20 protein-coding genes are annotated in these 20,429 nt (G+C 64.8%); 10 read left to right on the top strand and 10 right to left on the bottom strand.

Features of this window, described 5'->3' with window-relative positions; all coding sequences use genetic code 11:
- Positions 1-29 precede the first annotated feature (29 nt).
- Positions 30-500: a pilus assembly PilX family protein gene (locus tag HDG39_RS18615; RefSeq protein WP_184007517.1), complete on the top strand. Its 471-nt coding sequence runs from the start codon at positions 30-32 to the stop codon at positions 498-500.
- 22 nt (positions 501-522) lie between these two features.
- A complete protein-coding gene (locus HDG39_RS18620; protein WP_184007519.1) occupies positions 523-954 on the top strand; it encodes a type IV pilin protein in 432 nt (143 codons plus the stop codon).
- Between the two features lie 78 nt (positions 955-1,032).
- On the opposite strand, the gene HDG39_RS18625 is transcribed toward HDG39_RS18620, so the two are convergent.
- From HDG39_RS18625 to HDG39_RS18635, 3 genes are all read right to left on the bottom strand, one after another.
- Entirely contained in the window at positions 1,033-1,548 is a 516-nt protein-coding gene (locus HDG39_RS18625) for a DUF3318 domain-containing protein (protein ID WP_184007521.1), read from the bottom strand.
- 57 nt (positions 1,549-1,605) lie between these two features.
- The gene (locus HDG39_RS18630; protein ID WP_018419515.1) at positions 1,606-1,995 is read right to left on the bottom strand and encodes a phage holin family protein; all 390 of its coding nucleotides are present in this window, start codon (positions 1,993-1,995) and stop codon (positions 1,606-1,608) included.
- A 131-nt stretch (positions 1,996-2,126) separates the two neighbouring features.
- Positions 2,127-2,429, bottom strand: a complete 303-nt coding sequence (locus tag HDG39_RS18635; protein ID WP_026225611.1) for an ElaB/YgaM/YqjD family protein — start codon at positions 2,427-2,429, stop codon at positions 2,127-2,129.
- Positions 2,430-2,776: 347 nt separating this feature from the next.
- Between HDG39_RS18635 and HDG39_RS18640 the strand changes: the two genes are divergently transcribed.
- Entirely contained in the window at positions 2,777-3,415 is a 639-nt protein-coding gene (locus HDG39_RS18640) for a peroxiredoxin (protein WP_184007523.1), read from the top strand.
- A 74-nt stretch (positions 3,416-3,489) separates the two neighbouring features.
- Here HDG39_RS18640 and HDG39_RS18645 read toward each other — a convergent pair whose 3' ends face one another.
- Positions 3,490-4,680 (bottom strand): acyl-CoA dehydrogenase, encoded by a 1,191-nt coding sequence (locus tag HDG39_RS18645; protein WP_184007525.1) that lies wholly within the window; start codon positions 4,678-4,680, stop codon positions 3,490-3,492.
- A gap of 94 nt (positions 4,681-4,774) precedes the next feature.
- On the opposite strand from HDG39_RS18645, the gene HDG39_RS18650 reads away from it, so the two are divergent.
- Positions 4,775-5,560, top strand: a complete 786-nt coding sequence (locus HDG39_RS18650) for an IclR family transcriptional regulator (protein ID WP_184007527.1) — start codon at positions 4,775-4,777, stop codon at positions 5,558-5,560.
- 41 nt (positions 5,561-5,601) lie between these two features.
- Here HDG39_RS18650 and HDG39_RS18655 read toward each other — a convergent pair whose 3' ends face one another.
- Positions 5,602-6,435 (bottom strand): EAL domain-containing protein, encoded by an 834-nt coding sequence (locus HDG39_RS18655; RefSeq protein ID WP_184007529.1) that lies wholly within the window; start codon positions 6,433-6,435, stop codon positions 5,602-5,604.
- A 267-nt stretch (positions 6,436-6,702) separates the two neighbouring features.
- Between HDG39_RS18655 and HDG39_RS18660 the strand changes: the two genes are divergently transcribed.
- From HDG39_RS18660 to fahA, 3 genes are all read left to right on the top strand, one after another.
- Positions 6,703-8,058, top strand: a complete 1,356-nt coding sequence (locus tag HDG39_RS18660; RefSeq protein WP_184007531.1) for an MFS transporter — start codon at positions 6,703-6,705, stop codon at positions 8,056-8,058.
- Between the two features lie 62 nt (positions 8,059-8,120).
- Positions 8,121-9,467, top strand: a complete 1,347-nt coding sequence (gene hmgA / locus HDG39_RS18665; protein WP_184007533.1) for a homogentisate 1,2-dioxygenase — start codon at positions 8,121-8,123, stop codon at positions 9,465-9,467.
- The gene (gene fahA, locus HDG39_RS18670; protein ID WP_184007535.1) at positions 9,464-10,762 is read left to right on the top strand and encodes a fumarylacetoacetase; all 1,299 of its coding nucleotides are present in this window, start codon (positions 9,464-9,466) and stop codon (positions 10,760-10,762) included. The genes hmgA and fahA overlap by 4 nt, the downstream gene beginning before the upstream one ends.
- Before the next feature lie 107 nt (positions 10,763-10,869).
- On the opposite strand, the gene HDG39_RS18675 is transcribed toward fahA, so the two are convergent.
- The 4 genes from HDG39_RS18675 to HDG39_RS18690 form a co-directional block, all read right to left on the bottom strand.
- Positions 10,870-12,654 (bottom strand): outer membrane protein assembly factor BamB family protein, encoded by a 1,785-nt coding sequence (locus HDG39_RS18675; RefSeq protein WP_184007537.1) that lies wholly within the window; start codon positions 12,652-12,654, stop codon positions 10,870-10,872.
- 162 nt (positions 12,655-12,816) lie between these two features.
- A complete protein-coding gene (locus tag HDG39_RS18680) occupies positions 12,817-13,974 on the bottom strand; it encodes an MFS transporter (protein ID WP_184007539.1) in 1,158 nt (385 codons plus the stop codon).
- 198 nt (positions 13,975-14,172) lie between these two features.
- Positions 14,173-14,565: an SRPBCC family protein gene (locus tag HDG39_RS18685; RefSeq protein WP_184007541.1), complete on the bottom strand. Its 393-nt coding sequence runs from the start codon at positions 14,563-14,565 to the stop codon at positions 14,173-14,175.
- 99 nt (positions 14,566-14,664) lie between these two features.
- Entirely contained in the window at positions 14,665-15,483 is an 819-nt protein-coding gene (locus tag HDG39_RS18690; protein WP_184007543.1) for a crotonase/enoyl-CoA hydratase family protein, read from the bottom strand.
- 142 nt (positions 15,484-15,625) lie between these two features.
- Between HDG39_RS18690 and HDG39_RS18695 the strand changes: the two genes are divergently transcribed.
- Entirely contained in the window at positions 15,626-16,207 is a 582-nt protein-coding gene (locus HDG39_RS18695) for a plasmid fertility inhibition factor family protein (RefSeq protein WP_409259227.1), read from the top strand.
- A 44-nt stretch (positions 16,208-16,251) separates the two neighbouring features.
- Here the strand turns inward: HDG39_RS18695 and HDG39_RS18700 are convergent, their stop codons facing one another.
- The gene (locus tag HDG39_RS18700) at positions 16,252-17,247 is read right to left on the bottom strand and encodes a 2-hydroxyacid dehydrogenase (protein WP_184007547.1); all 996 of its coding nucleotides are present in this window, start codon (positions 17,245-17,247) and stop codon (positions 16,252-16,254) included.
- A gap of 223 nt (positions 17,248-17,470) precedes the next feature.
- Here HDG39_RS18700 and HDG39_RS18705 point away from each other — a divergent pair, with 223 nt between their 5' ends.
- The gene (locus tag HDG39_RS18705; protein ID WP_184007549.1) at positions 17,471-18,694 is read left to right on the top strand and encodes a pyridoxal-phosphate-dependent aminotransferase family protein; all 1,224 of its coding nucleotides are present in this window, start codon (positions 17,471-17,473) and stop codon (positions 18,692-18,694) included.
- Positions 18,695-19,413: 719 nt separating this feature from the next.
- Positions 19,414-20,403, top strand: coding sequence for a carboxylate--amine ligase (locus tag HDG39_RS18710; RefSeq protein WP_260328061.1), 990 nt, complete (start codon positions 19,414-19,416; stop codon positions 20,401-20,403).
- The last annotated feature ends 26 nt before the right edge of the window (positions 20,404-20,429 follow it).

A 20,429-nucleotide genomic window follows, 5' to 3' on the forward strand; every position in this document is an offset into this window, starting at 1 on the left:
GTGCCCGACGGGCACATCAACGCGGCGTCGTGCTAGCCATCGTGCTGTTGATCTCGGCCATGATGCTCGCCACGTCCGCGATATGGTTCGAAACATCGCTCGCGGCCGCTCGCGCGGCGACCAATGTGCGCGACTATCTGCAGGCTTTCCATGCGGCGGATTCGGCGCTGAGCTTGTGCGAGCGCAACGTGCTATCGGCAAGTGGCGACGCGCCCGATGCACCGCTCACATCCGGCGAGCCGACTCAATGGAGGCTTGAAACCGCGTTCGACGCAGGCGCCACCACGCCTGTCGCGCAATGGCCGGGATCATCGCGCGCGCCGCAATGCCTGATCGAGCCTTGGCGTCTTGCGAGTCGACCCAACGCCAGCGCTTATCTGCTGACCGCGCGCGGCTTCGGGCGGAGCAGCGAGTCGCAGGTCTGGTTGCAGATGGAGGTCGTGACCGAAGATGGCGCGATCGAACGTCATTGGCGGCGCGTTGCAGCAAGACCATTCTGAGGAACGCACCGACTGGACACGTATGAAAAGGCAGAACACATCCGCATTCACGCTGCTCGAACTCGTGATCGCGCTCGCGATTGCCGCCACGCTCGCCGCGTTTGCGATCCCTTCGTATCGCAGCCACATTGCGCGCACGCATCGCATCGATGCGGCGTCGGCGTTATATCGGGCTGCGCAATTCGTCGAGGCCGCGGCGAGCGATGGGGCGCCGGCCTTGCCACCGGGTATCGATCAGGCGCCGCAGTTCGGCGCCCCGGTGTATCGAGTGCGCGTGCTGCCCGCGGACGATACGAACGGCGGCTATTCGATCGAAGCGGCGCCCGCGGAAGCGGGCCCGATGCGCGACGACCCGTGCGGCACGTTCACGCTAGATGCGACGGGTCAGCGAGGCAATAGAAACGATGCGAGCGGCGCGACGCCCACAAGCAGCGAATGCTGGAATACCAGTTAGCGGGTGATTGAAGACCGACACGCGCAACCTTGCGAGCGGGAGGTCCGATAGATCGCTGCACTCGCAGCGGTCACGACCTCAATAGCCGCTTCGCATCGAATCGTCCTGCGCCGCCGCCGACTGCGCTGTAGCGGAAGCCGCAGAGGCCGCCCGCGCCGCCGCTGACTCGTTCTTCATCTGTTGCCAGATCCGGAACGCTTCCCACGCGCCGAGCGCAAGGCTGCCCCACTTGAGCGCGGGTTTCGCGCTCGCGACGACCGTCGCGCGCAGCGGTTTGGCGAGCAACAGCGACGCGATCGAGCTGATGAGCGGGTACTGCTTGAGCAAGGCGCCGATCGTGCCCGCGTTGAGCACGCTCGCCTTTTGCCCTTTACCGACGCGCACGCCGCCGAAGCCGGGGATCACGAACCTGAGCCAGCTGAAATGCGTGACGGCCTGGCGCAGTTCGAAGGTGGCCTGTGCGAGCTCGACGCGCTCGACGTCCGCGCGCACGAGCAGCAATTCCTTGCGCAGCGCCCGCAGATGCGGCGCGCTCAGATCCTTCGACGGATGGCGCTTGTTACGAAAGGCGGTATCAGGACGGGAGGGGCTCATGGCGTGTCGGCGGCAGTGAGGGTGAGGCGATGGATCGGATGCAGACGAACTTTCCCATCAGTCGCGGCTGCGAAACGCTTCGCGATCCTTTTCGAACTCCGCGATGGTCGCTTCGAATACCATCGGCGCGTTGCGCAAACCGCTGCGCGCCTTCAGCGCACAGGCGAGCCCGGCAATCGCGTAGACCGCGGTGATGCCGGCAAGCGCCTGCCATCGGTAGGTGTCCCAGAAGGCAATGGCGACGAGTGCGGTCAACGCGATCAAGGCCATCGTGGCGAGCATCATCGCGGCAAGACCGAGAAACAGCACGCCGAGCAGGCGGTCTTTTTCCTCGGCGAGTTCGATGCCCACCAGTTCGAGCCGCGTCTGCAGGATCGCAAACACGGAACTGAGAATGCGGCGCAACGGGCTGCGTTCTGCGCGCTGCGAGTGTGTTTCGGTCGTCATGGCTGTGGGCGTTGCGCGTGAGGGCCTGGCCGGCGCGCGCGCGCCGGCAGAAGGGGACCGGCGAGGCTCGCGCCGGTCCGCCCGTGTCGCCGGTGCGCCGGACATGCCTGCTCCGGCGGCCTCACCGGCCTTTACTTGCGATTGATCAACAGACCGACCACCACGCCGATGCCCGCGGCGATGCCGATCGACGCCCACGGATGCTCGTGCACGTAGTCGTCGGTGGCGCGGGCGGCCTTCTTGCCTTTTTCGACGACCACGACCTGAACGTCGGCTGCCTTTTCTTTCGCCTGCTTCAGGCGCGTCAGCGCGGTTTCGCGCAGTTCCGACGCGCGTTCGCCGGTAGCGCTCGCGGCCTGTTTCAGCAGGTCTTCAGCGTCCGCGAGGACGGTTTTGATATCCGACATCAATCTCTCCTTGTTGACTTCCGACATTGACAGCTCCCTTTGTCTCACGCTACGCGTAAATCGTAACCAAAGAAACGGTCGCTGGCGAGCATAGTGCCGGTTGCATGCCGCCGCCGCACGATCCGTTCCCGGCAGGGTGTGGCGTCAAGACACCCGTTTGAGGGCACTCTGCTCCAGCCCGGTATCGGATTGAGTTGATCTGTCCCGCAAAGTTTCCGTCAAACGGGAGAAAATTACAAAAAGGCATAAAGTACTGACGCGATGTTGGTTCGCCATGTACCACCGCGGCCTTATGCTTTATCGTGACGGGCCGCCGCGGGCACACGCCCGCGACCTTATCCGGATACCTTCCGAATACCTACAGGAGATGCACTATGAGTCTACGTCTTGGCGACATTGCGCCGGATTTCGAACAGGAGTCGAGCATTGGCCGCATCAGGTTCCACGAGTGGCTCGGCGATAGCTGGGGCGTGCTGTTCTCGCATCCGGCCGACTTCACGCCGGTCTGCACGACCGAGCTGGGCCTGACCGCGAAGCTCGCGGGCGAGTTCGAAAAGCGCAACGTGAAGACGATCGCGTTGTCGGTCGACAGCGCGGAGTCGCACAAGGAGTGGATCAAGGACATCAACGAGACGCAGGCCGCCAACGTCGGTTTTCCGATTCTCGCGGATGGGGATCGCAAGGTCTCCGGGCTGTACGACATGATTCATCCGAACGCGAACGAAACGTTCACGGTGCGCTCGCTGTTCGTCATCGATCCGAACAGGAAGGTGCGTCTGATCATCACGTATCCGGCGAGCACCGGCCGCAACTTCGACGAAGTGCTGCGCGTGATCGATTCGCTGCAACTGACCGACAGTCACTCGGTCGCGACGCCGGGCAACTGGAAGCAGGGCGATGACGTCGTGATCGTGCCGTCGCTGAACGACGAGGAAGTCATCAAGCAGAAATTCCCGAAGGGCTACAAGGCGTTGCGTCCGTACCTGCGCCTGACGCCGCAGCCGAACCCGTAAGCGGCGCGGCATCAAACACAAAGCCGGTTCGAACGAACCGGCTTTTTCGCATTATCGATGCACCAGCATCGGAATCAGAAGAACGCCTGAATACCGGTCTGCGCACGGCCGAGGATCAGCGCGTGAACGTCGTGGGTGCCTTCGTAGGTGTTGACGACCTCGAGGTTCACCAGATGACGCGCGACGCCGAACTCGTCCGAAATGCCGTTGCCGCCGAGCATGTCGCGCGCGAGGCGGGCGATGTCGAGCGCTTTGCCGCACGAATTGCGCTTCATGATCGAGGTGATTTCGACCGCGGCCGTGCCTTCGTCCTTCATGCGGCCGAGGCGGAGTACGCCTTGCAGGCCGAGCGTGATTTCGGTCTGCATGTCGGCGAGCTTCTTCTGGATCAGCTGGTTCGCGGCGAGCGGCCGGCCAAATTGCTTGCGATCGAGCACGTACTGGCGCGCGATGTGCCAGCACGCTTCGGCCGCGCCGAGCGCGCCCCAGGCGATGCCGTAGCGCGCCGAGTTCAGACACGTGAACGGACCGCGCAGGCCGCTGACACCCGGCATGATGTTCTCTTCCGGCACGAACGCTTCGTCGAGCACGATTTCGCCGGTGATCGACGCGCGCAGACCCACCTTGCCGTGGATCGCCGGTGCCGACAGACCCTTCCAGCCCTTCTCGAAAATGAAGCCGCGGATGTTGTCCTCGCCGTCTTCCTCGAGCTTCGCCCACACGACGAACACGTCCGCGATCGGCGAATTGGTGATCCACATCTTCGAGCCCGACAACGAGTAGCCGCCATCGACCTTCTTCGCGCGCGTGACCATGCCGCCCGGATCGGAGCCGTGGTTCGGCTCGGTCAGGCCGAAGCAGCCGATCCACTCGCCGCGCGCGAGCTTCGGCAGATATTTTTCCTTCTGCGCGTCCGAGCCGAATTCGTAGATCGGCACCATCACCAGTGACGACTGCACCGACATCATCGAGCGATAGCCGGAGTCGACGCGCTCCACTTCACGCGCGATCAGCCCGTACGCGACATAGTTCAGACCGGGGCCCCCGTACTGTTCGGGAATCGTCGGACCGAGCAGGCCAAGCTCGCCCATTTCGCGAAAGATCCCGATATCGGTCTTTTCGTGGCGGAACGCCTCCAGCACGCGCGGCAGCAGCTTGTCCTGCGAGTAAGCCGCAGCGGCATCGCGCACCATACGTTCGTCTTCGGTGAGCTGCTGATCCAGCAGTAACGGGTCTTCCCAGTGAAACTGCGCGGCTACGGCCATGACGTATCTCCTGATTTCTCGCTCAGAACCAGCTTGACTAGAGTTCCGCGTTGCGAAACAATGTTTTGCAAACGACGCCCGAGTGTATCACCCTATGACGCTGCCATCCACTTTCTCCGCTCCGCTCGACGAACGCAAATTTGTCGTCGCCCTTGCTCGCGGGCTGGACCTGTTGCGCGTGTTCCGGCCAGGCGAGACGATGCTCGGCAATCGAGATTTCGTCGAACGCACGGGGTTGCCGAAGGCAACCGTGAACCGGCTCGCCTACACGCTGACCGTGCTCGGCTATCTGCGGCTGGACGAGAGACACGGCAAATATGCGCTCGACGCGGGCGTGCTGTCGCTCGGTTTCGCGCTGCTGTCGGGCACCGACATGCTCGAACTGGCACGCCCGCACCTGCGTAGCCTGGCGCGTGAGGTCGGCGCGGCGGTCTCGCTCGGGTGCCGGGACGGGCTCGACATGGTGTATCTGGAGACGATTCGCAGCGAAACCGCATTGACGCTCGGCCTCGCATCCGGCTCGAAACTGTCGATGCTGACGAGCTCGATGGGCCGCGCCTATCTCGCCGTGCAGCCGCCCGAGGCGCGTACCGCGTTACTCGCGGAACTGAAAAAAGCGGCTGGCAGAGTGGGGGCGATGCTCGTCGCCGAAGCCGAACAGGAGATCGCCGCGTTCGCGAACGAGCGATGCTGCTACTCGTTTCGTGCGTGGCATGACGACGTGAACGCAGTCGCGGTGCCGTTTCGCGAGCCGCGCGAAAAGCGCTGGCTCGTGCTCAGCTGCAGCGGGCCGGCGTCGTCGATGGGGGAGGAAGTATTTCGCGAGAATGTCGCGCCGCGCCTGAAGGCGCTCGCGGCGCGGCTGGGGGAGCCGGGCTGAGGTAATGCCGGGGCGCCCCGGTTAACCGGGCCCACACCGTGTCACGCCGCCCGGTCGTGATAATGCGCGTTGAATAATGGCCCTTGCACGAACCGCACGTCGTACTGCTGTAGCGCGGAGAATTGCGCCTCATCCATCACGCGATTGAAAATCAGCGGCACCCGCAGCCGGCCCGCGTAGCCGACGAGCGGCTTCACGGTCGCGTCGCGCAATGCGGCCGCCGCATCCATCTTGATAAAGTCGAGCCGCGCGGTTTCGGATACCGACAGGATTTGCCCCGCGTTCGACAGATTGCCCGCCACCTTGAACCCGTAGTGCTGATAGCTGCGCGTCAGATAGCCCAGGAACGTCTTGTGTGCGACCGCCGCCGCCGGCAACTCGATCACGATGCGCGTCGGACTCAAATTGAACGAGGTCAGCACGCTCGAAAAATGCAGGCCGTGGTCGTACTTCACGCTCTTCAACAGCCTCTCGTGCACCCGCAGAAACAGCAACCCATGCCGCTGCGGGCCGAAGAAGTTGATTGCGTGCAGCGCGCGCGACATGCGGTCTAGCGCGACCAGCCGCTGATCGTCGGCGATGTTGTCGAAAGGATCGAACACCTCGAACGGCGGCGCGTCGAGCCGGTGCGTGACCGCCTGAAAGCCGAGTTCATCGCCGAAGCGGTCAACCCCTTCCGGGCCGCATGACAGCGACTGCGCAAGCGCGTGCACGCTGATGTCGAAGATCGGCTCGTAGGCACTCGTGAGCTCGATGCCGTCGAAATGCGCGAGCGCGATGCCGGCGTGTGCGCCTTGCCCCAATGCCAGATGCTCGCCGAGAAACGGGTGATGAGCGGCGCGGGCGATCAGATCGGGGATGGTCGGCGAAATCATGAAGGCAAATGAAAGGCGACGATGAACGCGCACCGGGCGCGTGGCAGCGCGACGCGATGGCCGCATTCACTGATGGTAGCAGTACGGGCCCTGCGCAGATTAACAAAATGCTCATATCGTTATTGGCCTCACGCTTATCGGCCGGGGCTGAGCGCGGAATGACGAGGTTCGCGGGCGTGTTTCCAAGGGTATACGTTAGTTTCACTATTCGTAATTCGTTTTACTATTCGTAAAACGCAATTTTAGCCAGCCTGAGGGGACGACCCAATGAGTGACCAACCCGCCGCCAATGTGATCGAAGTCGAGCGCGTGCTCGCTGAAACCGATCGCCCGACTTTTCAGGCGATGCTGCTTGCGCTATGCGGGCTGTGTCTGCTGATCGACGGTTTCGACGCGCAGGCGATGGGCTATGTCGCGCCCAGCGTGATCGCCGAATGGCACGTCGCGAAAACCGCGCTTGGCCCGGTTTTCAGCGCGAGCCTGTTCGGCATGCTGCTGGGCGCGCTCGGGCTGTCGGTGCTGGCCGACCGCATCGGCCGCCGACCGGTGCTGATCGGCGCGACGTTCTTCTTCTCGCTGTCGATGCTCGCCACGCCGTTCGTAGCGACGATTCCCGCGCTGATCACGCTGCGTTTCATCACGGGCCTCGGGCTCGGCTGCATCATGCCGAACGCGATGGCGCTGGTGGGCGAATTCTCGACGCCCGCGCATCGCGTCAAGCGCATGATGTTGGTGTCGTGCGGCTTCACGCTCGGCGCGGCGGTCGGCGGCTTCGTCAGCGCTGCGCTGATTCCGGCCTATGGCTGGCGCGCGGTGTTCTGGGTTGGCGGCGCGGTGCCGTTGCTGCTCGCGTTTGCGATGCTGGCGATGCTGCCGGAGTCGCTGCAGTTTCTGGTGCTGAAGGGCCGCAGCGAGCGCGCGGTGAGTTGGCTGGCGAAGTTCGAGCCGGCCTTGCCGATCGACGCGAACACGCGCCTCGTCGTCAGCGAAAAGCGCAGCGACGGCGCGCCGGTCGCCGAGTTGTTCCGCGCGGGCCGGGGTCCGGTCACGCTGATTCTTTGGGCGATCAGCTTCATGAACCTGATCGTGCTGTACTTCCTGTCGAACTGGCTGCCCACCGTAATGCGCGACGCCGGCTACACGCCGGGCACGGCCGTGATCGTCGGCACGGTGCTGCAGACGGGCGGTGTGATCGGCACGCTGCTGCTCGGCTGGTTCATCGAGCGCATGGGTTTCGTGCGCGTGCTGTTCGCGTGCTTCGCGGTAGCCACGGTCGCAGTCGGCACGATCGGTGCGGTCGCGCATGTGCTGCCGTGGCTGCTCGTCGTCGTGTTCGCGGGCGGCTTCTGTGTGGTCGGCGGACAGCCGGCCGTCAATGCGCTTGCCGGGCATTTCTATCCGACCGCGCTGCGCTCGACCGGCATCGGCTGGAGTCTCGGCATTGGCCGAATCGGTTCAGTGATCGGGCCGCTCGTCGGCGGACAGCTGATCGCGTTGAACTGGTCGAATGCCGCGCTGTTTCATGCGGCGGCGCTGCCGGTGCTGTGCTCGGCGCTGCTGGTGGTCGTGCTCGCCGGTGCGACGCGGCAACCCAACCGCGCGTCCGAAGCGGAGCCGGCCTGAGCCTGACTGCAAAGATCACGTAGCGACCGGGAAAGAATCGAGCAACTCGCGGAGAACCTTGTATGGATACCTCAACACGTACGCCGGCCGACGAACGCCTGCGGCCTGAAATCGAGCCTGGCTATCAGTCGGGTTTCGCGAATGAATTCGCGACCGAGGCGTTGCCGGGCGCGTTGCCGACCGGCCGCAATTCGCCGCAACGTGCGGCCTATGGTTTGTATGCCGAACAGATTTCGGGCACGGCGTTTACGGCGCCACGCGGTCACAACCGTCGCTCGTGGCTGTACCGGATTCGTCCGGCGGCCATGCACAAGCCGTTCACGTCGATGCCGTCGGAGCGGCTCGTCGCGAACTTCGCCGAGGTGCCGCCGACGCCGCCGAACCAGCTGCGCTGGGACCCGCTGCCGATGCCAACTGCGCCGACCGATTTCATCGACGGCTGGGTCACGATGGCGGGCAACGGCTCGGCCGAAGCGATGAGCGGTTGCGCGATTCATCTGTACGCGGCGAACCGCTCGATGCGCGATCGCTTCTTCTACAGCGCCGACGGTGAGCTCCTGATCGTGCCGCAACAAGGGCGCCTGCATATCGCGACCGAAATGGGCCACGTCGATATCGAGCCGTTCGAGATCGCGGTAATTCCGCGCGGCGTGCGCTTCGCGGTCAGCCTGCCGGACGGCAGCGCGCGCGGGTATATCTGCGAGAACTTCGGTGCGCTGCTGCGTCTGCCGGAACTGGGGCCGATCGGCTCCAACGGTCTCGCGAATCCGCGCGATTTCCTGACGCCGCACGCCGCGTACGAAGACCGCGAAGGCGCGTTCGAACTCGTCGCGAAGATGAACGGCAATCTGTGGCGCGCGGACATCGGCCATTCGCCGCTCGATGTGGTCGCATGGCACGGCAACTATGCGCCGTACAAATACGACCTGCGCCGCTTCAACACGATCGGCTCGATCAGCTTCGACCATCCTGATCCGTCGATCTTCCTCGCGCTGCAATCGCAAAGCGACACGCCGGGCGTCGATACGATCGACTTCGTGATCTTCCCGCCGCGCTGGCTCGCCGCCGAAGATACGTTCCGGCCGCCCTGGTTCCATCGCAACGTCGCGAGCGAGTTCATGGGCCTCGTGCATGGCGTCTACGACGCGAAGGCCGAGGGCTTCGTGCCCGGCGGCGCGAGCCTGCACAATTGCATGACGGGCCACGGCCCGGACGCGGACACGTTCGAGAAGGCGTCGCATATCGATACCTCGGTGCCGAAGAAGGTCGACGACACGATGGCCTTCATGTTCGAGACCCGCACGCTGATCAAGCCGACGCGCTTCGCGCTCGAAACCGCGCAATTGCAGGCGCATTACTCCGAGTGCTGGCAAGGCCTCAAGAAACACTTCAATCCGGAGCAACGATGAATGCGGTGAACGATCTCCAGGCGACGCTCGATGCGTCGCGCAAGAGCTGGATCGAGTCGGCCAACGACCCGGCTGGCGACTTCCCGATCCAGAACCTGCCGTTCGGCATTTTCAGCGACCGTGGCAACGACGCGCGTCGCGTGGGCGTCGCGATCGGCGATCGGATCGTCGATCTCGCCGCGTTGCAGGCCGCGGGTCTGCTGAACGTGCCGGCGCACAACGTGTTCGCGCGCGATGCGCTGAACGATTTCATCGCGCTTGGCCGCGACGTGTGGCGCAGCGTGCGTATCCAGCTGAGCGAACTGCTCGCGCGCGACGCCGCGACGCTGCGCGACGATGCCGCGTTGCGCGCGAAGGTGCTCGTGCGCACGGCCGATGCGCGTCTGCATCTACCGGTGCAGATTCCGGGCTACACGGATTTCTATTCATCGAAGGAACACGCGACCAATGTCGGCGCGATGTTCCGCGATCCGAAGAATGCGCTGCTGCCGAACTGGTCGGAGATGCCGATCGGCTACAACGGACGGGCCTCGTCGGTGGTCGTGAGCGGGACGCCGGTGCGTCGTCCCAATGGTCAGCTGAAGTTGCCCGACCGGGAGCGTCCGGTGTTCGGCGCGAGCCGCAAGCTCGATATGGAACTGGAGACGGGTTTCATCATCGGCGGCGGCAATGCGCTGGGCGAGCCGATCGCGTGCGAGGACGCGGAGGCGCACATTTTCGGCATGGTGCTGCTGAACGACTGGAGCGCGCGCGACATCCAGCAATGGGAATACGTGCCGCTCGGCCCATTCAATGCGAAGACCTTCGCGACGACGATCTCACCGTGGGTCGTCACGCTCGATGCGCTCGAACCCTTCCGCGTCGCGCAGCCGGTGCAGGAGCCAGAGCCGCTCGCCTATCTGCGGCATCGAGGAAAGCATGCGTTCGACATTCACCTCGAAGTGACATTGCGTGCGCAACCCGCGCGGCAAGCGAGCACGATCGCGCGGACCAACTTCAAATACATGTACTGGACGATGGCGCAGCAGCTCGCGCATCACACGGTGGCGGGCTGCAATACGCGGGTGGGCGACCTGATGGGCTCGGGGACGATCAGTGGGCCGACCGAGGATTCGTACGGCAGCCTGCTGGAGCTGACGTGGAACGGCAAGAAGCCGCTGGCGTTGAAGGAGGGCGGCACGCGCACGTTCATCGAGGACGGCGATGAGTTGACGCTCGTCGGCTGGTGCCAGGGCGACGGGTATCGCGTGGGGTTCGGCGCGTGTGCCGGAGAGATTCTGCCGGCGCGAGGGTGAGCGCGCGGCAGTCACGATGAGCGAGGGCCGGTGCGCAATGCCGGCCCTGGTCGTTGGTGCGAGACCTTGGGCATACCGTGCCGCAATGAATCGGCGCGTCGTCCGCTTCACCCACCCAGCAACCCGAACACCGCCACCCCATTCGTCGTGCCGACATACACCTTGCCGTTTGCGATCAATGGTGTGATGAACTTGTTGCCCGTGCCGAACTGATCGCGCGTGCCCATCTGGTTGCTGTTGTACAGCTCGTTGAGCGTGATCGGGTCGAACGCGTGCAAGGCCGCCACGGTGCCGTTTTCGGCGGCCCACACGATGCCGTTCGTGGTGCCGTTCGCCGAGATGCTCGGCGTCGTCCCGGGATAGGCGAACGTCATCGCGCTTTGCGCGGTCGGTGTGATCGACAGCTTCGCGTTGGTCACGGCGAACGCCTTCAGATGATCGCCGACCGAGCCGAAATACACGCGCCCGTTGAAATAGGCGGGCATGCCGAACTCGCCGCCGGCCAGTTGCGCGGGAATCTCCTGATAGATGTTGTCGGCTGTCGGGTTGAACTTGCCCATCGAGTCGCGATTCAGCACGTAGATGGTGCTGTCCTTGCCCGCACCGAGCGTCAGATGCTGTACGGTGCCGCTCGCGTCGGTCAGGTCCGGCAGCACCAGTGCGCCGCCGGAGCCGAGGTCGATGTCGTCGTTGGACTCGTGCACGACGTTCGTCATCGCGAAGTAGTCCGCCACCGACAGGCCTCCCGCCGTGCCGAGCTTCAGGAACGTATTGCCGAAATCGTTGTTGGCGGGGAAGCCGCTCGACGTCATCGTCGTATCGAACGTGCCGTTGGCATCGAGCAGATAGATCGACGAGCCGTCCGACGCCGGTCCCGCGCCGCTCATCCAGATCGCGCCGCCGATGCCGTTAGGCGCCAGGTTGAGCACGGTGGTCTGCTGCAACGTGTCGGCGCCGTAGCCCATGATCCAGCCCGTATAGCCGCCGTGGTCGCAGTGCGAGGTCCATGACGTGTAGACCGTGTTGCCGAGCAACAGCAGCCCCGCGCGCTCCGCGTACAACGACGTGGTGAACGGCAAGACGCCGTTCGTATTGCCCGCGCCGCTGCCCGGGTAAGAGGCGGCGACTTCGGTAGGACCGTTCAGCAGCTCGGCGCCGGTCGCGAGGTCGAGCGCGTGAATGCGATGATGGTAGCCGCCGGCCGCGTCCTTCGACATCGCGACCACGTAGATCGTGCCATGCGTGCCGCGCGAACGGTCGATCACCGGTGTCGAGGTGATGCCGATGGTGTTCACGATCTGGGTGCAGCCGAGGTCGTCGCTCGGGGTTTCGCCGGTGCCGAGTGTGCGCACCTGCCACAGGGGCGCGCCGGTGTCGGCATCGAATGCGTACACACTGTCGTTCTCGGTCGCGACGTACAGCACGTTGTGCGTGCCGCCCGCGATCGCCAGCGAAGCGACGAATAGCGGCTGCGCGTCGACCTTGCCGTCGACGCTAAAGAAGCCGACCTTGCCGAACGTCGAAGCCGCCACGTTGGCGGGCGTCAGCGTGGTTTCGCCGAGGTTCTGGCCGGTGCGCGCGATGTCGTCGTGATAGGTGAGCACGTCGTGCACGGCTGCCGCCGATGCGCCGCCCATCGCGGTGCCCGAGCCGCCGGTGCTACCGGTGGTGGTGCCGCCGCTCGTGGTGCCACCGCTGGTGGTGCTGCCGCCGCTCGCTGCGGCCGGGGTCGATGCGCCGGATGCGCCGCTACCGCCGGCGCCGACGCTCGCGCCCGTCGGGGCACTGCTGTCTCCGCCTCCGCCGCCTCCACAGTTCGCCGCGACGATCGCGGCTACCGCGATCGCCGTGCCCAACAGGCTGGCACGGAGCAACAGGCGCATCGAGACCATGACGGACTCCCCGCTGCTTGCGGCGGCGCCACGAATAGGGGCCGTTTGTCGAGTGTCCGCGCAACGTGGGTTGAGATTATCACCCTGCGTATAGATCGTAAAAGCCAGCAATTAGCGTCTATTCGTCAACTCGGCGCCCGCAGCGAGATCCGCCGGCGCAGCTCACCCCGCCACGGCCAGCCGCCGCTCGATCGACACCGACCACAATGTCAACAACAGCGCGCCGAGCGCGGTCGCGACGCCGACCCACGGCAGCGTCGTCAGCGGCGCGCCGGCGCCGATCGCCGTGCCGCCGAGCCACGCGCCGGTCGCGTTGCCGAGGTTGAACGCCCCCTGATTCAGCGTCGACGCCAGATTCGGCGCGTGGCTCGCCCGATCGACGATCAACATCTGCAGCGGCGGCACGATCGCGAATGCGAGCACCCCCCACACGAACACGGTCAGCATCGCTGGAGTGCGCGCGTGCATCGTGCCCGCGAACACGCACAGGATCACGACGATCGCCATCAGGAACGCGACCAGCGAGGGCATCAGCCGCCAGTCCGCGAGCTTGCCGCCGAGCGTGCTGCCGACCGTCAGGCCGAGGCCGAACAAGAGCAGCACCATGGTGACCGCGTGCGGCGTGAAGCCGGTCACGTCTTCGAGAATCGGCGTGATGTAGGTGAAGGTCGAAAACAGGCTCGCCGACGCGAGCACGCTGATACCGAGCACCATCAGCACCTGCGGGTTCTTCAGCACGCTGAATTCGCGCACGAGGCTCGCCTTGTGCATCTCGATCTTCGCGGGCAGGCACACCGCGAGCGCGGCCGCCGCCAGCACGCCGATGCCGGTCACGGCCCAGAAAGTAGCGCGCCAGCCGACCGCCTGGCCGAGCGCGGTGCCGAGCGGCACGCCGAGCACGTTGGCGAGCGTGAGGCCGGTGAACATCAGCGCGATTGCCTGCGCGCGGCGATTCGGCGCGACGAGCCCGGCCGCGACCACCGAGCCGATGCCGAAAAACGCGCCGTGGCAGAACGCGGTGACGATGCGCGCGGCCATCAGCACCGCATAGCCCGGCGCGATCGCGCACAGCAGATTGCCGACGATGAACACGCCGATCAGGCTCATCAGCGCCTTTTTGCGCGGCATGTTGGCAACCGCGATCGCGACGATCGGCGCGCCGATCGTGACGCCGAGCGCATACGCGGACACCAGCATGCCAGCCGCCGGAATCGACACGGACAGATCGCGCGCGACATCGGGCAACAGGCCCATGATGACGAACTCGGTGGTACCGATTCCAAACGCGGCAACGGCAAGGGCAAGCAGAGGCAAAGGCATGGCGATGATGGAGTGTGACGCGTGAAGCGGCGCGGAAAACGGGCGCCGGGCGGGCGATTCCGAAGGCGGAAACACTGTCGCCGGATAGGGAAAAACAGTAGGGGATTCTACCTAAGTCAAATCTGGCCTGCAGGCTGTCAGGAAAGCTGTTGTTTTTTGTGGAACGCGGCGGCGGGAGCCCGAGCCGCCGGGCGGCGTTCAGCGCCGCGCGAGGTTGCGCCCGAGTGCCGCGCAGCCCGCATCCGTCAGCGCTTCGACCACGTTGCTGCGATCGTCGGGCTTGAAGTCGGCGATCCAGATCACGCGGCAATGTGCGGGCGTGTCGGCCACGACCTGCAGCGTCGCATGATGATGCTCGAAGCGCCCGCCGCCCACCGAGTAGGCGAGCCGCATGTGGGCATCGTCGATGGCAATCACGCGTTCCTCGACCACGGTGCCGTCGGCGAACGTGACCCAGCGCAGGTCGCCTTCCATGCGCGCCGCGATCAGCACGCCCGCGAATACGCGGGCGACCTCGGCGGGATCGCGCAGCGCGGCCCATGCATCGGCCGCGGTGGTTGCCACGGCGATTTCCCGGTAGATCGTCGCCATTGCATTTCCTCCTGTTCGTTTCGGGTAACCCAGGTCTCGTGCGCGCGGGGGTGTCGCGACCGGCGATTGCAAACCTCTCACCGATCGCGCGGCGCCGTCTTATCCGCGATCCGCGTCGAACGCGTCGCCATGACGGCCCGCGCCGGACGCAAAGCGCGCCGCGCCCGCCACGCCCTCGGCGAAGACCGCCGCGTAGCCGCCCGCGCCTTCGCGCCGCAATGCCTCGGCGAGATCGTCTAGCGTGCTGTTCTCGAGCGCGGAGCGACGATCGGCGAGCAGCGCCGCCTGCGGAAACGCGGCGAGCTCCGCGGCCAGTTGCTCGGCGGCCGCGCGCGCTTCGCCCTTCGGCACCACGCGGTTGGCGAGCCCGAACGAAAGCGCCTCGCGCGCATCGACCGCGCGGCCGGTCAGGATCAGATCGAGCGCACGCGACAGACCGATCAGTCGCGGCAGCCGGATCGTGCCGCCGTCGATCAGCGGAATGCCGACACGCCGGCAGAACACGCCGAGTACCGCATCTTCCTCGACGACGCGCAGGTCGCACATCGCGGCAAGCTCGAGCCCACCCGCCACCGCATAGCCGGCGATCGCGGCGATCACCGGCTTGCTGAACCATGTGCGTGTCGGTCCCATCGGCCCCGGGCCGCTGCCGTCCGCGTGCAGCTCATTGCGGCGCGTAGCGTCGGCGAGCGCGCCCAGGTCCGCGCCCGCGCAAAACGTGCCGCCCGCGCCGAACAGCACGGCCGCGTGCCACGCCGGCTCGGCCTCGAAGCGGCTGAACGCAGCGCTCAACGCCTCAGCCACCTGCCGATCGACCGCATTGCGCCGCGCGGGCCTCTCCAGCACGATCGTAGCGACACCGTTGCCGTCATTCGACTCGATTCGCACATCGTTATTGAAATATTGGAAGGCTATCATCGTTATGTATACCTGAAGGGTATCTGAAGCTCCCCGTTTGCCTGTCGATCAGGCCGTGTTGCCATGCGCTCATGCGGCGTAATTAATCCGGTAGGCTGTCATGTTTCCGTCACGTCCGGCTCGTAGCGTTAGCGCTCTATTAATGCTCTGGCGTTCTGCCGCCAGCTTGCCGAGCCTGCCTTTGTCCCTGCCTTTGCCCAATTCATCGCCGGCCCGCGCCCCGGGCTGCGCCGAAGCTGTCTGGATCGTGCCGTTGCACGAGCACGCGTGGTACGACCATGTGCGTCTGAAGCGCGTCTTCGTCGCCGACGGCACACGTCACCAGGTCGTACTCGTCGATCTGCGCAAGCTGCTCGTGTGCGCGAATCGCGACAACACCGATTACGTGCTGAAGCCGGTCGCCGAATGGCACGCGGGCAAGGTCCGCGGCATTCGCGAGTTTCTCGATCCCGACAGCCCGCGGATTCCGCAGATGCCCTACGTGACGATCTCCACGCGTCGCGCGCCGGGACTGCTCGGCTGGTTCGGCATCGAGCGCGAGGGGGTGGTGGCGTTTCGCAACGGCCAGCATCGCGCGCGCTATCTGGCCGAGGCGGGCGCGCGCTGGTGTCCGGTCGAAGTGCACGAGCGCGAGGCGGGATTGCTGCGTGAGCTGTGCGGCGCGGCAGATGATGCCCGCACCGCGATTCGCGCGACCCAATTGGGAAGCGACAGCGACGTCTGACTTTCGCGGTCCGCGGTAAGTCGCGTACGCCATGGTTATCACGGCTACCCCGCCTGCACGAGGTTGCGCGGCGTGCCCGCCTGCCACGCCGCGATGTTCGCGAGCGTGGTCTGCGCGATCTCGGTCATCGCCTCGCGCGTGAAGAACGCCTGGTGCGCGGTGACGATCACGTTCGGAAACATCAACAGACGCGCGAGCACGTCGTCCTGTAGCGGCAGATTCGAGTGATCCTCGAAGAAGATGCCGCCTTCTTCCTCGTACACGTCGAGCCCGAGATGGCCGAGCTGGCCGTCCTTCAACGCGCCGATCAGTGCGTTCGCCTCGACGAGCCCGCCGCGCCCGGTGTTGATCAGCATCGCGCCGCGCTTCATCTTCGCCAGCGCGGCGCGGTCGATCAGGTGATAGGTGTCGGGCAACAGCGGGCAATGCAGACTGACGACGTCCGATTCGGCGAGCAAGGTATCGAGCGGCACGTAGCGCGCGCCGAGCGCGAGCAGTTCGTCGGCCGGCGGCCCCGGATCGTAGGCGAGCACCTGCATGCCGAAGCCCGCCATGATGCGCGCGAACACCCGGCCGATGATGCCCGCGCCGATCACGCCGACCGTCTTGCCATGCAGGTCGAAGCCGAGCAGGCCATGCAGCGAGAAGTCGCCTTCGCGCGTGCGCGCGACCGCGCGCGGCAGGCGCCGGTTCAGCGCGAGAATCAGCCCGGCCGCATGTTCGGCGACCGCGTACGGCGAGTAGGCCGGCACGCGTGCGACCGGCATGCCGAGCCGCTCGGCCGCCGCGAGGTCGACGTGATTGAAGCCCGCCGAGCGCAGCGCGATCATGCGCGTGCCGCCCGCATGAAGCCGTTCGAGCGTGGCGGCGTCGACGCTGTCGTTGACGAACGGGCAGACCACGTCGTAGCCATGCGCGAGGATCGCGGTCTCGCTGTCGAGAGGGGATTCCTGGAAATGCAGTTCATAGCCATGCGCGGCATTGGCCTCGGTGAATGTATCGACGTCGTATTGACGACTGCTGAACAGGATCGTGCGCATATCGGGCTCCGAAGAAGCTGTTTCTCGATGTTAGGCGACTTCGCGAATGAAAGAGTAGGGTGATGTGGTGAACGCGGGTACCGCTCGCGCGTGACGGCTGGCTACCTCGGCCAAAAAACTTGCGCAATCACACGGTTCAGTGAATGATCGGACGAACGGCCTCGAGCGGCGTGCCTGCCGCGAGGCCGTTCGTTCCTTTGCGCTTCACATTCATACACCGATCATGCCGACTTCGACCTCCACTACCATTGCTTCGTCCGTCCCCTGTCCGATAGTCGAATCACTCGACGCCATCCTTCCCGAAGAACCGCTGCTGATGATGGGCGCCGGCCCCGTGCCGATTCCCGCCGCGGTCGCGAAGGCCAATGCGATCGTGATCAACCATCTGGGCGGCACGATGGCGAAGGTGGTGAACCAGGTGAAAACGATGGCGCGCTACGTGTTCCAGACGCAGTCGAAGTGGGTGCTCGGCGTCGCGGGACCGGGATCGGGCGCGATGGAGATGGCGATCTCCAATCTCGCGTGGGAAGGCACGCGCATGCTGTGCATCAAGAACGGCTTCTTCAGCGACCGCATGGGCGAAATGGGCCGGCGCGTCGGCGCGCGCGTGAGCATGCTCGAAGTCGCGGACCGCACGGTCGCGAGTCTCGACCAGATCGCCGACGCGCTGCGCCGCGAGCGTCCCGAGGTCGTCACGGTCGTGCAGGGCGAGACCTCGAACACCGTGTGGAATCATCATCTGAAAGACATCGCCGCGCTTGCGAAGGAAGCGGGCGCGCTCGTGATCGTCGACGCGGTCTGCACGCTGAGCACGATGCCGCTCGAAATGGATACCTGGGGCATCGACGCGGTGATCACCGGCGGCCAGAAGGGCTTGTCATCGATTCCGGGCGTGTCGCTGATTGCGTTTTCAGACGCGGCCTGGGCGCGCGTCAAAGGCCGCACGGTGCCCAATACGCACTGGTGCCTCGATGCGTCGCTGGCGGAAAACTTCTGGCACAACGCCGGGTATCACTACACGGCGCCAGTGTCGGGCGTGCTCGCGCTGCACGAGGCGCTGCGTCTCGTCTGCGCGGAAACGCTGGAGAAGCGCTTCGCGCGCCATCTGAAATGCTCGCTCGCGTTGCAACAAGGCGTCACCGCGATGGGCCTGCAACTGTATGCGCCGGAGAATTGCCGCCTGAATTCGGTGGTCGGCATCGAAGTGCCGGACGGCCTAAGTCCCGCCGACGTCTGCGCGCATATCTCGCGGCAGCATCAGGTGGAAATCTCCGGCTCGTTCGGTCTGCCGATCGTGCGTATCGGCCAGATGGGCGAACAGTGCCGCGAGCACAACCTGTTTCGCACCGTGCATGCGCTGGGCCGCACGATGGTCGATCTCGGCGTCAAGGTCGATCTGCCGGCGGGTGTCGCGGCGCTCGAGCGCGGCTTGAGCGAAGGTAAATAAACATTTCTCCGATGCGCTACGAATAGCATTCGCAGCGCATATCTTTTGTGCGATCCAGCACTTTATAGTCCCATTAGAAAGTTTTTTTCCGCCATTATGGCGCTGCAATAAATTAATGCTTCGCAACCTTTTTACATAACAATGGCAAAATCGTCGAAACCATTACGGAATAAGGCTCTGCGCCTTTCTAAAGGGTTTTCTTCCTTTCTTGCTTTCTATTGCCCTCTGTGCGCCGGCGCACGTATCGAGATCAGGCCGAAACGTAAAGTAGGTCACGGCGAGAGCAGCGCAATGCTCACGCTGCGGTAAATCGCAAGACCATGATTCGACACACGGCGCGTGCCAGGACGTGCCTGCCGCGCTCATGCATGCATGCCGCCGGAACCAGGCTTTAACGCCAAAGCGCCCCCAAGAGGCGATAAAAAAGGATTTCTATCCGATTCGATAATTCGATTGCGTGGAGTCTCGAAGTCTGTCTTCGAGGGTCCGCGCACGTACGAAGCAAGGATATCGACACTATGGCGAGCGCATACGACTCAGGTCAATCGGCAGGAGTTATCGTTGGAGCAGAGTTGAACGGACTGGGGGTGGCGCGATCGCTCGCGCAGGCCCGCGTTCCGGTTATCGCAGTCGATACGAGGACCCGCGCGGCGACGTGGTGCCGACACGTTCATGCGTATCAGGTAAAGAGTTTTGTCGGGAAAATATTCGTTGATGAAATGATCGAACTCGGCAAGCGGTTCGATCGTCTGCCAGTTCTGATTCTGACCGACGAAGACGCGGTGCATGCGGTGTCGGAAAATCGGGCGGCTTTGTCGCACTGGTATCGGTTCCGCCTGCCGGCCGACGACACCGTCAAGATGTTGTCGAGCAAGGCGCGCTTTCACGAATTCGCGCAGCGGCATGGCTTTCCGGTGCCGCGCTCGGTTGTGCTCGACAAGCTTGCCGACATCGAACGGCTGGCCGAATTGCGCTACCCGTGCGTGCTGAAACCGGACGACAAGCGCAACGTGCTGCGCGGCGAGAAAGAACGCGCGGTGCGCGTCGACACGCTGCAGCATGCACGCGATCGCGCTATCGCGATGCTCGCGACGCCGGGCGGCCTCATCGCGCAGGAGTGGATCGAGGGGCCTGACAGCAACATCCACTTCACGCTGTTCTATCGCGGCGCCGACGGCAACGTGGTCAGCATGTTCACCGGCCGCAAGGTGTTGAGCTCGCCGCCGGGCGTCGGCAATACCGCGATCTGCGTGGCCGCGCCCGAAGCGCGCGGGACGCTCGAACCGCTGACGCGGCGCTTCGCCGAGCTGGCCGGTTTCGACGGCATGGGCAGCATCGAGTACAAGTGGGACGACAACTACAACGAGTTCGTGATGGTCGAGCCGACGGTCGGCCGCACGGACTGGCAGGAGGAGATCGCGACGCTGTGCGGCGTCAACATTCCGCTTGCCGCGTACCGCCATGAACTCGGCCTGCCATTGCCCGTCGAGCGCCTGAGCCGGCAACCGGTTGCGTGGCGCGCGACGTTTTCCGACCGGCCGCCGCCCGAATTGCTGAGCGAGCGCACAAAAATTTTCGATGGCTATTTCCGCTGGAACGATCCGTTCCCAGCGTTGCAGCACTATGTCGTGATGAATCCGCTGCGACGCATGAAGCGCAGCTGGAAAAAAGCGATCAGGGCGCCTGAGTCGCGTCAGGCCAAAGCCTGACGCTGGCGACGCAAGCCGTTCCCCCT

This window comes from Paraburkholderia lebeckiae (assembly GCF_014201005.1).
GTDB classification, from domain to species: Bacteria; Pseudomonadota; Gammaproteobacteria; order Burkholderiales; family Burkholderiaceae; genus Paraburkholderia; species Paraburkholderia tuberum.